Genomic DNA, 12653 nt, shown 5'->3' with positions numbered 1-12653 from the left:
CGACAGCTAAAATCGAAGAGTGCCCGAGCAAGAGAGTCCAAGGTTCACCTTCACGCAGCGCATTGTGCTGGCCGTGGTGCCGCGCATTATGTGGGCGCTGCTGTGGATCGTTGGACTAACATGGCGCTTCGAGCTCATCGCGGAAGATGGCGCTGCGCCGATCCCGCCGGGTCAAAAGGTGCCGCCGCAGATTTACTGTTTCTGGCACCAGTGCGTCTTGCCCTGCACCTTCTACTTCCGCTGGAGCCGCGCCATCATCCTCATAAGCCGCAGCTTCGATGGCGAGCTGATAACGCGGATCCTGCGCCTGTTTGGATTCGATGCCGTGCGCGGTTCGAGCTCGCGTGCAGGGCGCGAAGGACTGATGGGCCTCAAGCGCATTATTGAAAACGGCCGCACCGCAATCTTCACCGCCGACGGCCCGCGCGGACCCATCTACGAAACCAAGATGGGGCCGATCAAGCTCGCGCAACTGACCGGCGTTCCGATCGATGTGTTTCACCTGCAGCCCGAGCGCGCGTGGGCCATGAATTCGTGGGACCGCTTTTTGGTGCCGCGCCCGTTTACGCGCATCATCGTCAGCTGGGCGAAGGGCGTTACGGTTCCTGCGGACATCGCAGCCGATCAACTGGAGCCGAAACGGCAGGAACTCACCGCCGCAATTGAGCGCGCTCGCGTGCTGGCGCTCCAGCACCTTGGCCAGGTGTCGTCATGAGCGAACAGAACCGCGATCTGCTCGTAAGCGATTTCGATTTTCATCTGCCTGAGGACTTGATTGCACAGCAGCCTCCGGCGGAGCGCGGGGCGAGCAGGATGCTTGTGATGGATCGCGCCACGGGCTCGGTGCGCGGTTCGACGTTCGCGGACTTGCCGTCGCAGTTGCGCGCAGGCGATCTGCTGGTGCTGAATGATAGCCGCGTTATTCCGGCGCGGCTTTATGCGCTGCGCACGCTTCGCCGCGAAAAGGAACAGCCTACTGGCCGCATTGAGGTCATGCTCACCGAGGCTGCCGGCGACAACCGCTGGCACGCGCTGGTCCGGCCCGGCCGCAAAGTCGCCATTGGGGAAATTCTCGTGTTTCCCAACGCAGCGGGTGAGATTGAACTGAAGGCTGAGGTTCTGGAGCGCGGCGAGTTCGGCGATCGCCTTCTTCAGTTCGAGCCTGTGGATGACTTCTATGCCGCGCTTGAGCGCATCGGTCACATTCCGCTGCCGCCTTACATCCATCGCGACGATGCAGTTGCCGATCGCGAGCGCTACCAGACGGTCTACTCGCAGGAGCGAGGCTCTGTGGCGGCGCCGACGGCCGGTTTGCATTTCACTCCGCAGATTCTGGATGCGCTGAAGGCGAGCGGCGTCGAGATTGCACGCGTTACGCTGCATGTGGGCTTGGGCACGTTTGCACCCTTGCGTGTGGATCGCGTAGATGAAGTCCACCTGCATCAGGAGCGGTACACGCTCAGCGCGGCTGCAGCCGATGCAGTGAATCGCGCCGTTTTGGAAGGACGCCGCATAGTCGCCGTGGGCACCACGGTGGTGCGCACCTTGGAACACTGTGCGCGCGAGGCCGCCGGGGCGCCTCTCCAACCCCACTCCGGCACAACCGAAATCTTCATTTCGCCCGGCTACCAGTTTCTCCTGGTGCAGGGACTGCTCACGAATTTCCATTTGCCGCAATCGAGCCTGCTCATGCTAGTGAGCGCCTTCGCCGGCCGCGAACGCGTGCTGGCCGCGTATAAGCATGCTGTCGAGAATCGCTATCGCTTCTTCAGCTACGGCGACTGCATGTTCATTGCCTGATCGGCAGCGGGGTCCACTGCTAAACTCAATCCGTGCCTGATCAAGCTAAGCCTCCCGTCTTCCTCCTCGACACAATGAATTTCATCTTCCGCGCGTATCACGCCATGCAGCGCTCGCGGCCCATGTCCACGCGCTCCGGGCTGCCCACCGCCGCGACCTACGTGTTCGTGAACATGATCAGGAAGCTCCGCCAGGATTTTTCCCCGCACTACTTTGCAGCGGTCTTCGATGTAAGCGGAAAAGTGTTTCGCGACGATCGCGCCAAAGAGATTGGCTCGCTGCGCAAGTGGAACTCGAAGACGCAATGCTTCGAAGAGGTTGGCTACGAGGGCTACAAGGCCAAGCGCGAAGCGATGCCCGAAGACCTCGTCCGGCAGATACCATTCATTCGCCGCTCGCTTGAGGTGTTCCGCATTCCGATCCTTGAAGCTGAGGGATTTGAGGCCGATGACGTGATCGGCACGCTTTCGTGCCGGGCCGCCGAGCAGGGACACGATGTCTACATCGTCTCCGGCGACAAGGATATGATGCAGCTCGTCAACGAGCGCGTGAAGGTCCTCAATCCCCAAAAGGACAATCTCGTTCTCGATGCCGCGAAGGTGGAGGAAGTCCTCGGCGTGCCGCCCTCCAAGGTGATCGACGTGATGGCTCTACGCGGCGACACCATCGACAACATCCCCGGCGCGCCCGGCATCGGCGACAAGGGCAGCGTCGATCTCATTAAGGAATTTGGCAGCCTCGAAGCCGTTCTCGATCGTGCCGAGGAGGTCAAGCGCAAGACCTATCGCGAATCGTTACAGCACAATCGCGACGCCGTTCTGCTTTCGAAGGAACTCGTGACCATCGACTGCAATGTTCCGCTGCAGCTGGATCTTACTGCGATGGTGACGCAGGAGCCCGATCTCGAAGGCTGCCGCGAGCTGTTTACGGAGCTCGAGTTTACGTCATGGCTCAAGGAACTTGCTCCAGCTGAAAGCGCCGTCAAGTTCGAGCTTATCGAGAGTCCCACCGCAGAGCAGCGGGCCGCATTCTTCAGCACGGCGCGTGCGAGCGGGTTCGCTTTCGCGATGGATGCAGCACAGCCCGCGCCTGCTGCCGAGTCGGACGAAGAGCCGGCCCAGCCCACAACGATGTCGTTGCTTGATGTCGCTGAAGCGGCGGAGAAGCAGGCTGATTGCAGTATCGGCGTCTGCGCCGAGCCCGGCGTGGCGCTCGCGCTTCAACTTAACGACGAACTTCGCAGCCTTCTTGGAGACTCGCAGGTTCCGAAGCGTGTGCATGATATGAAAGCCGCGATGCACGCACTGCGTCCGCAGGGTGCTAAGCTTCACGGCGCGATAGACGATGTAATGCTGCTCTCCTATGCGTTGAACCCCACGCACACAACGCAATCGCTTGCAGATGTCGCGGCTCGCAATGGACACGCCCCACCGGCATCGCTCACGTCGGCGGCGGCAATCGTGAATGCGCTTGCCCCCGCGTTGCGTACGCATGCCGAAGAGTCTGATGTGGCCAAGGTTTACGACACGATCGATCTGCCGCTCGCGCCGGTGTTGTATCGCATGGAAGAGGCCGGAGTGCGCATCGACAAACGGGTGCTCAGCACGCTATCCACGCGCTTCGGCGCCGAGATCGAGCGCCTTGGTGAGCGCATCTACGAACTTGCTGGGCAGCGATTCAATATCAATTCGCCCAAGCAACTTGGCGTGGTGCTCTTTACGCACATGGGCCTGCCCGCGCCGGTGAAGTACGGCAAGGGCAAGACGATTTCGACCGCGCAGGATGTGCTGGAGCAACTGGCGGAGAAGCACGAAGTACCGCGCCTCGTGCTCGAGTATCGCCACGTATCAAAGCTCAAGTCGACCTACATCGACCAGTTGCCGCTGATGGCCGATGCTGACTCGCGCGTGCACACCACGTTCCAAGCCGCGGCAACATCCACCGGCCGGTTGTCGTCCATCAATCCGAACCTGCAGAACATTCCTATTCGTACGGAGCTGGGTCGCGAGATCCGTGCGGCATTTACCGCGGCGCCAGGCTCGGAGCTTCTCTCGGCGGACTATTCGCAGATAGAACTGCGCCTGCTGGCACACTTCAGCAACGATCCGCTGCTGGTGCGTGCCTACCAGACTGGGGAAGACATTCACACTCTCACGGCGAGCGAAGTCTTTGGCGTTCCGGTTGAATCGATGGACAAGGAGACACGCGCCCGTGCCAAGGCTGTGAATTTCGGCATTGTCTACGGCATCTCCCCGTTTGGACTGGCTGCCCAACTCGGCATTGCTCAAGCCGAGGCGCGCGCTTACATCGAACGCTATTTTGCGCGCTACCAGGGCGTACAGGCCTTTATTGAAAAGACGCTTGCGGAGACTCGCCGCACAGGCAGCGTGCGCACGCTCTTCGGGCGTGTGCGTCCCATTCCTGACATCGAGAGTCGCAATCCCAATCAGCGCGGCTTTGCAGAACGCACCGCGGTCAACACGCCGCTCCAGGGCACCGCCGCGGACCTGATCAAACTGGCCATGATCGCGCTTGATGCGAAGATCACCGACCGCAAGCTGAAGACGCGCATGGTGCTGCAGGTGCACGACGAACTTCTCTTCGAAGTTCCTGCCGACGAGAAGGAAGAAGTCGAAGAGCTTGTCCGCGCGGAGATGGAAGGCGTGGTGAAACTCAACGTGCCGCTGGTTGCGGATCTCGGTTTCGGTCCCAACTGGCGCGACCTTTGATTTCTGCATCTGATTCCGGGCCCGAGTTCAGGCCGATCATTTCGTTCGATTCATGGAGATCCGCATGAGTGTTCTGCAAACCAATGCTGCAGCTGCCGGAACGTTTCAGCTGGGCGGCGATCTGGTCGTCAATCGCCTTGGCTATGGCGCCATGCGCATCGTTGGCAAAGGTGTCTGGGGTCCGCCGGAAGACAAGGCCGCGGTGCTTGCCACGCTGCGCCGGGCTGTCGAGCTAGGCGTCAACCTCATTGATACGGCCGACTCATACGGCCCGTACGTCTCAGAGGAGTTGATCGCTGAAGCGCTGCACCCGTATCCTGCCGGGATCGTGATTGCGACGAAGGCAGGATGGGAGCGTTTTGGGCCGGGGCAATGGGGACACAACGCCAGTCCTGCGCATCTGCAGAAGGCTCTTGAAGGAAGCCTCAAGTGCCTGCGACTCGAGCGCATCGATGTGTATCAGCTTCATATTCCCGATCCGGCCGTGTCGTTCGATGCATCGATGGAGACTCTCGCCCGGTTGCGCGAAGAGGGAAAGATCCGGCACGTCGCGCTCTCGAACGTTGCGCTCGAATACATCGAGCGTGCGCGGCGCATCGTACCCATCGCCAGCGTGCAGAACCGCTACAGCTTTGCCGATCGCGAGTGGGACTTTGTTGTCGATTATTGCGAACAGCACAACATAGGCTTCATGCCTTGGGCGCCGCTTGGGCAAGTGCGGTTTGCAAACGACGCACTGGACAAGGCGGCACGGGCCTTGAATGCAACGCCGATGCAGGTGGGCCTCGCCTGGCTGTTGAAGCGCGCGAAGAACATGCTGCCGATTCCCGGCACTTCGAAGATCGCGCACGTTGAGGAGAACATCGCGGCAGCGAGTCTTCAACTGCCACAGAATGTATATGACGAGTTAGCCTCTGTTGCACACGACGCGAAGAGCCTGCGGGGTTAGATTCCCAGCTCTTCCCGAATCGCGTCAGCGATCGCATCCGCATGCCGGCGCATCGCGCCTTCATCTTCGGCTTCGATCATCACGCGTGCCAGCGCTTCTGTGCCCGAGTAGCGAATCACCACGCGGCCTGAATCCTTCAGCTCCTGCTCGGCGGCTTTGATGCGCGCGGCCACAACAGGGATCGATTCAAGCGGCTTCTTCTCTCGGACCTTTACATTGACGATCACCTGCGGAAAGACCTTAAGATCCGCGGTGAGTTCGTCGACACTTTTGCCGGAGCGTGCAACCAAGTCGAGCACCACTAGTGCGGTGAGCAGGCCGTCGCCGGTGGTTGCCAGGTGAGGGAAGAGGATGTGGCCGGACTGCTCGCCGCCAAGCGCAGCGTCGTGCTGCTGCATCATTTCGAGCACGTAGCGATCGCCCACTGGAGCGCGCATCATGCCGATGCCGGAGCGCTTGAGCGCCGCCTCAAGTCCCATGTTCGACATCGTCGTTGCCACCGCAACGTCACCCGTCAGCATGCCCCTGGCTTTCAAATCGCGGGCAGCCATCAGCAGAATGGCGTCGCCGTTGATCACGTTTCCGCGCGGCCCTGCAAGCATGCAGCGATCAGCATCGCCGTCGAAGGTCACGCCAACGTCGGCGCCTCGCTTCTGCACTTCCGCTGCAACCCATTCAGGATGAAGCGCGCCGCAGCCCGCATTGATATTGCGGCCGTCGGGAGAAATGTTCAGCAGCGTAACTTCGCCGCCGAGGCGGTGGAACAGTTCTGGAGCAACAGCAGCGGCCGCGCCATTCGCGCAGTCAGCAACAATCTTCAGGCCGTCGAGGTTTAGCCCCGGCACGCACTGGATAAGAAACTCTATGTAGTCCTGCTGCAGGTTCTCGTTGTCTGCAATCGTTGGAAGCGTTGCGGGATCGGGCGCAGTGGCCAGGTTCGCGTGCCGCAGAATCTCATCTTCCATCATGAGTTCGACGGAGTCAGGCAGTTTGTATCCGTTGGCGCCGAAGAGCTTGATGCCGTTATCGCGCCAGGGATTGTGTGATGCCGAAATGACGACCCCGGCAGCGTATCCGTGTGTGCGCGCGAGGAAGGCGACAGCGGGCGTGGTGATGACTCCCGCACTCTCCACTGCGACGCCCGCTTCGCGCAGGCCGGCAGCAAGCGTAGCCGCAATCCACGGGCTTGACTCGCGCGTATCGCGGCCCAGGATGACGCGCCGTTCCGCGGCGATGCTTGAGACCGAATGGCCCAGCGCCAGCCCTGTGGCGAAGATTGTCTTTGCGTCCAGCGGCGCTTCTCCCGCGATACCGCGAATTCCATCCGTACCAAACAGCTTGCGTGCAGTTGTACTCATGCCTTCTCGGTTTCCTGTCTAGGTGCCGCGTCTTCCACGCGGCTGGTGAATGCGCCGTCGCTCAGGCGCGTGGTGAATATATTGCCCGGCTGCACCTGCTTCATCGAACGAATCAGCGCGCCCTTGCGGTCAAGCACAAGCGCGTAGCCACGTTCGAGAACAGCGAGCGGCGAGAGCGACCGCAGCCGGGCGTGAAGCGAGTTCAAGCGCGCGTGCTGCTCGTGAAGTGTGCGGCGCATTGCATTTTCCATGCGCGTGGCGCCTGCGGTGAAGTGCTGCCGCGCATGCGCCAGTTGCTGGCGCGGATCGTGCCGAAGCACGCTCGCGCTGAGCTCGGCAACATGGCGCTGGCGTTCGCGGATTTGCCAGTTCACGTTGGCTTGCATGCGCAGGTTGGTGTCATCGAGGCGTTGCTCAAGCCTGTGGAGCGTAGTCATGATGCGCGACTCTGTGCGCGCTGCGGGCACGCGCGTGAGCCTTTGCCGGGCTTGGAGGAGCTGGAATCGCGCTGCGCGATCGAGACGCGAGTTCAGTCCTGCCATGTGCTCGGCAATACGATGCTGCGCCTCTGTGATGAGTTCAGCGGCAGCCGAGGGCGTAGGTGCGCGCAGGTCGGCAACAAAATCCGCAATGGTGAAGTCGGTCTCGTGACCAACAGCAGATACTACGGGCAGTTTCGATGCCGCGATAGCCCGCGCCACACGCTCGCTGTTGAACGCGGCGAGATCTTCGAGCGATCCTCCGCCGCGCGCAACGACGATGACATCCACCATCGCGGATGAGTTCAGGCACTCAATGGCGCTCACAATTTCCGCGCTTGCCGATTCGCCCTGCACAGACGCTGCACACAGCAGCACATTGAGGCCTGAATGACGGCGACTCACGATATTGAGGAAGTCCCGAATTACGGCGCCCGTTGGGGATGTGACGATGCCCACGGTGCGCGGAAATGGCGGCAGTGGACGCTTGCGCGCCGAGTCGAAGAGGCCCTCGGTCTTCAGCCGCTCCTTCAACTGCTCAAACGCAAGCTGCAGCGATCCGGCGCCTACCGGCTCCATGGTCTCCGCGACAAGCTGCATCTGCCCGCGCTGATCGTAGATGCTTACCTTCCCGCGGACGAGCACGTGCAGGCCGTCTTCCGGACGAAACCGCAACAACAGCGCCTGCCGCCGGAAGAGGACCACGGGAAGCTGCGCGTCCGCATCCTTCAGGGTGAAGTAGATGTGCCCCGAAGGTGCGGGACGGAAATTGGATATCTCGCCTTCGACCCAGACGTCTGTGTACCGCTGTTCGACGAACTCGCGGATCTGCCCGACAAGTTCATGCACCGGCCAGATGCGGCGCACCGGTACCTGGGCCTCAAAGGTGAAGTCGAGCTGCGCCGGCCGGTTCATCCTCTCAAAGTGTAAAGGTTCGGGCAGCTGGTGCCAGTGTGGACACCGGCGCTACAACTTGAGCTATCGATGGGTCCGGATCAGATCTGCGAGCTGATTTGTAATCGCCGCGATGCGCACCGCCGCAGCAGAGTCGAGAAGGTCATCAGCCGTGAACATCTGTTCGGCTTCACGCGCCAGGCTCGTGCCCTCAGTCAGTCCGAACGTCCCTAGCACTCCCGCCAGTTTGTGCGCCGCCGCTCCCGCGGCCGATCGCTGCCCATCGGATAGAGCCCCGGCCTGCAGCGCGCTGCTCGCTCCTTCCAGAACGGCCACGCGTTCCTGCATCTGCGGCAGAAACTTCAGCCACAGCAGCTTGAGAGCTTCGGCGATCTGCGGTTGTGGCCCGGTTCCCATGTCCGCGTCAGTTCCAGCCCAGGACGCCTGCGATCTGCGAAGGAAGAGTGAGCGGATCAAAGGGCTTGAAGAGGACGGCGTTCACTCCCAGGTCCGCGAATCGGCGCTGGTCCGTGCTTTGGACCTTGGCGGTCAACAGCAGAACCGGAATATTCGCCGTGATCGGGTTTTTTCGCAATTCGCGGAAGGTCGACGGGCCGTCCATGCCCGGCATCATGACATCGAGAAGGATGGCGTCAGGATTGTATTCGGCTGCGCGAACCAGACCTTGGGCGCCCGAACTGGCAACTGCAACATCCCAGCCGGCAACGGTTTCCAGGCTCAGTGCCGCTACTTCGCGTATATCGTCTTCATCGTCAATGATCAGAATGCGATGCGCCATGAACTCTCCCACTCACCGTTGCTCGCCATTCCGCAGTCGCATCGGGTTTCCGCTCCGGCGTGGTATACGCGCGGGAGGAGGGAATCGGCAACACGGCCACCCGGCTAAAAAGTCCGGTCGGCGGAAACAATCGGGGAGTCTGCATCCATCTGACGCGAATTATGCAGCAACGTCAAGACCAGAGCCTCAAGTTGTTGCGGCTGGACCCTCGCTTTGGTAAGAAACTGGGTGGGTCCCAGAGTGAGCTGCCGCCGTTCCTCTGCCGCCAAATCGCGGCCGGAGTAGACCACCAGGGGCATGTGTGCCAGTTCCTCGCGCTGCCGCAGCGCATCCACCACGTTGAAGCCATCGCCGTCGGGCAGGCCGATATCCAGAACCATGATGTGAGGCTGGTATCGGAAACACTCATCCAGCGCAGCTTGTCGCGTGTAAGCAACGCGTACTTCGATCATCTCCCGGGCAAACACGGCTGCAATCACCCGCGACAGGTCCGCGTCGTCTTCCACAATCAGCATGCGGACTCTCTCGGCGGGACCGCACAACACGCGCGCAAGTTCAGCCAGAAGGGTATCTTCCTCTACCGGCTTGGTCAGCACGCCTTCGGCTTCGGCCGGCAGTTCTGCCCGGCTCTGGTTCGCGAGGCTCAGCAGAACAATAGGGGTGCGCCGCTTCGGATCGCCGTGCCGCAGCAAGGGCAGGATTTCCCAACCGTTGATTCCGTCGAGCGAGGTGTCGACCAGGATAGCCTCGACACCCTCCCGGGCGGCAGCGACGGTCTGCTCCACGGTCGTCGTCTCGACCACGCGATATCCGTGCCGGGCGAGTTGCTCTGCAATCATTGGCCGAGTCAGCCGGTTTGAGTCCGCTACCAGCACGGTTCCCTGGTCTAACGGCGCGGCGACCTGCGCAGCGGCCAGCGTTTCTGGCCGATATGGCAGGAAGACCCGGAAGGTGGAGCCGCGCACCGGGTTGCGCTCCGCCCATATGCGGCCGGCGTGCTGCTGAACGATCGTGCGGCAGATCGCCAGGCCTAGCCCGCTGCCGCCTTTCTGCCGTGAGTCCGACGCGTCCACCTGCTGGAATCGCCCGAAGACAGCCTCCAGCTTGTCGGCCGGGATCCCACGTCCCTGGTCGATCACGGAGAGCGTAACGCCGGCGGCGCCAGGCCGCATCATCACTGAAACCGTCGAGCCGTTTGTGGAGAACTTCACGGCATTCGAAAGCAGATTGGTCAGCACCTGCAGCAGCCGGTCAGGATCCCCGGAAATCTCAGCCTGCGTGGTATCGTGCAGTAGTTGCACGCCGGCGGCGTCCGCCACAGGCTGCATGCCGTCGATGGCCTGCCGCACCACGTCGCTGAGTTGCAGGGGCCGGAAAGTGATCGGCTCCTTGCCGCTCTGGATGCGTTCAAGGTCGAGGATGTCGTTGATCAGGCGCACCAGCCGGTCGGAGTTGGTCACCGCGATGCGCAGCAGGTTTGCAGCTTTGTCGCTGATATTCCCCAGAATCCCCGACGACAGCAGCCCCAGCGCCCCGCGGATGGACGTGAGTGGCGTCCGCAACTCGTGGCTTACCGTGGAGATAAATTCATCCTTCAGCCGGTCCAGAGCGTAGCGCTGGCTAATGTCGCGGAAGCTCAGCACCGATCCCGAATATCGCCCCTGCTCATGGATGGGCGTGAAGAAGTACTCAGCGGGGAACGACGTGCCATTCGCACGGAAGAGCGTGTCGTCGCCTGCGCAGGCCACCTGGCGTTCCGTCGCGCGTTTCAGGGCGCAGTCATCGCTGCATTTCCTGAGCTCGGGTGCGGACCCGTGCAGAAGGTCGTGGATCGACTGCCCCGTCAAGTGCGAAGCCGGCGCCGAGAGCAAGCGCGCCGCCGCAGGATTTGCGAAGCTCACGTTCCCATAGCGGTCCATGCCGCAGATGCCGTCTGCCACCGAGTCCAGCAGGATCTCCTGCTGCCGCGAGAGTTCCTCAGCGCGGCCGCGCTCCTGCGAACGCGCCAGCATTTGACCGAGTGATGAAGCGACCGTTTCCACCGCGGCCAGTGCCTCCGGATCTTCGCGCAGGCGCCGATGGGAGTAGAACTCGAGCACCGCCAATGTCTTGCTGCCCACCCGCACCGGAACGGCCCAGCCGGACACCATCTCGTGATCCACCACAAGGTTGGTGCGTACACCGGAACGCCTGTTGGCAAGGTCCACGATCCAGACCGGCCGGCCTTCTTTCCATGCACGTCCCGGCAAGTCCTCGCCGGATTTCATCTTATGCCCCGCGCTCTTCTGAATGATCGCCTCTGCATTGGATCCCGGCGTTCCCCAGGCAGTAGAAAAATCCAGCCAGCTCTGGTCGGAACTCACCTGCCATTTCACCGCGACATCCCAGCCCTGCGAGACGCAGACAGCTTCCAGGATGCGCATCGAGGCGATCTCAGGCGACGCGTTCTCTCCCACAATCTGGCTCACTACAAGTTGCAACGCCAGGCGGTGTTCCCGCTGCTTCTGCTGCGTTACGTCGCGCAGCAGGCACCGTACGGCGAGCGGATGCCCGGCCTTCTGCCGCTGGCTCAGACTCAGTTCGAAATCGAGAACGCGCCCGTCAACGGTGTGGTTGCGCAACTGCGCCCGGTCGATCACGTCGCCTTCGACCGATCGGTGGAAGAGGCTTGCGACTTCATCGCGGCTGTCCGGTCCGAACAACTCCACGAACGAGTCAAGCGCCATGAGCGCCGAATGCGTAAGGCCGAAGCACCGCCGCCACGCCGGGTTCGCGTAGAGGAACTTGCCCTTCGGGTCCAGTGTGGCGATCATCTCCGTCGAGTTTTCGAATAGATCGCGATAGCGCTCCTGCGATTCGCGCGCTGCCTGTTCCTGGCGCAGCGTCGCCGCAATGTCGAGCGCCACTACAACCAGCCCCTTCGTTGTGCCTTGTTCGTCGCGCAGCGCCGACAGGTGCACGGTAACCGGCAGCAGCGTGCCGTCCTTGCGCCGGAAGTTGGCTTCGAAGCTCGGCACCTGGCTGGGCGGCAGGTTCCGCACCGTATCCATCAGCACGCTCAAGCGCTGCGGTCCGGAAAGCTCAGGATTCGGTTCAACGCCGCTCAGCCGCTGTAACTCCCCAATCAGTCGCGGGCCTTCGCCCTCCGCCAGAATCTCGCCTGTCCTGGGCGTGCCGACAAGCTCTGAGGCGTAGTAGCCGAGCATCCGCTCGGAAGCCGGATTCATATGGCTGATTGAGCCGTCCAGGCCGATCGCAATCACCATCGGCCCGGCTGATTCGAAGATGTCCTTGAGCGCAGGATCCTGCGCCCGGGGATAAAGCTCTCTCCACGCCAGCACTGCCCAGATCCCGATAAAGACGATAGCCGCCACATCGAGAAGGATCGGGAACAGCAGGCTGTAGGACTCCAGAATCAGATGCCCCAACGCAGACAGAACAACCAGCGCCAGCGCAGTAATAGATAGCGCTCTGCTGACGGAAGGAGATGGCACCTTGGTGTTCCCCCCTCGAGGGGGGAGGGCGCCATTGTCGCCGATGTTTACGTCCCGCATGCCTCTCCTTGAAGGTCGCAACAAACATGCGCACCGCGTTCATTGCGCGGCACTGCTTTTTGTGACTGCCTCGTGCTGACTCGCAAGGGAC

The 12653-nt window shown here is 61.8% G+C and carries 9 protein-coding genes; 4 read left to right on the top strand and 5 right to left on the bottom strand.

Annotation, left to right across the window (positions count from 1 at the left end; all coding sequences use genetic code 11):
• Nucleotides 1-19: 19 nt before the first annotated feature.
• The 4 genes from MOP44_RS22475 to MOP44_RS22460 all read left to right on the top strand — a co-directional run bounded on the left by MOP44_RS22475 (nt 20) and on the right by MOP44_RS22460 (nt 5478).
• Nucleotides 20-715, top strand: a complete 696-nt coding sequence (locus MOP44_RS22475) for a lysophospholipid acyltransferase family protein (protein WP_260792645.1) — start codon at nt 20-22, stop codon at nt 713-715.
• A 17-nt stretch (nt 716-732) separates the two neighbouring features.
• Nucleotides 733-1800: a tRNA preQ1(34) S-adenosylmethionine ribosyltransferase-isomerase QueA gene (gene queA / locus MOP44_RS22470; RefSeq protein ID WP_260796692.1), complete on the top strand. Its 1068-nt coding sequence runs from the start codon at nt 733-735 to the stop codon at nt 1798-1800.
• Between the two features lie 32 nt (nt 1801-1832).
• Nucleotides 1833-4529, top strand: a complete 2697-nt coding sequence (gene polA / locus MOP44_RS22465; protein ID WP_260792644.1) for a DNA polymerase I — start codon at nt 1833-1835, stop codon at nt 4527-4529.
• 64 nt (nt 4530-4593) lie between these two features.
• The gene (locus tag MOP44_RS22460) at nt 4594-5478 is read left to right on the top strand and encodes an aldo/keto reductase (protein ID WP_260792643.1); all 885 of its coding nucleotides are present in this window, start codon (nt 4594-4596) and stop codon (nt 5476-5478) included.
• On the opposite strand, the gene glmM is transcribed toward MOP44_RS22460, so the two are convergent.
• From glmM to MOP44_RS22435, 5 genes are all read right to left on the bottom strand, one after another.
• Nucleotides 5475-6836, bottom strand: a complete 1362-nt coding sequence (gene glmM / locus MOP44_RS22455) for a phosphoglucosamine mutase (RefSeq protein ID WP_260792642.1) — start codon at nt 6834-6836, stop codon at nt 5475-5477. The two genes, MOP44_RS22460 and glmM, sit on opposite strands and share 4 nt — an antisense overlap.
• On the bottom strand, nt 6833-8230 hold the full coding sequence (gene xseA, locus MOP44_RS22450) for an exodeoxyribonuclease VII large subunit (protein WP_260792641.1): 1398 nt from the start codon (nt 8228-8230) through the stop codon (nt 6833-6835). The genes glmM and xseA overlap by 4 nt, the downstream gene beginning before the upstream one ends.
• Nucleotides 8231-8293: 63 nt before the next feature.
• Nucleotides 8294-8626: an Hpt domain-containing protein gene (locus tag MOP44_RS22445; protein WP_260792640.1), complete on the bottom strand. Its 333-nt coding sequence runs from the start codon at nt 8624-8626 to the stop codon at nt 8294-8296.
• Nucleotides 8627-8633: 7 nt separating this feature from the next.
• The gene (locus MOP44_RS22440) at nt 8634-9008 is read right to left on the bottom strand and encodes a response regulator (protein ID WP_260792639.1); all 375 of its coding nucleotides are present in this window, start codon (nt 9006-9008) and stop codon (nt 8634-8636) included.
• 104 nt (nt 9009-9112) lie between these two features.
• Nucleotides 9113-12562, bottom strand: a complete 3450-nt coding sequence (locus tag MOP44_RS22435; RefSeq protein WP_260792638.1) for a PAS domain S-box protein — start codon at nt 12560-12562, stop codon at nt 9113-9115.
• Nucleotides 12563-12653: the final 91 nt, after the last annotated feature.

This window comes from Occallatibacter riparius, assembly GCF_025264625.1.
GTDB lineage: Bacteria > Acidobacteriota > Terriglobia > Terriglobales > Acidobacteriaceae > Telmatobacter > Telmatobacter riparius.
The sequence above is the reverse complement of the archived record's forward strand: the minus strand, read 5'-3'. Positions and strand labels throughout refer to the sequence as shown.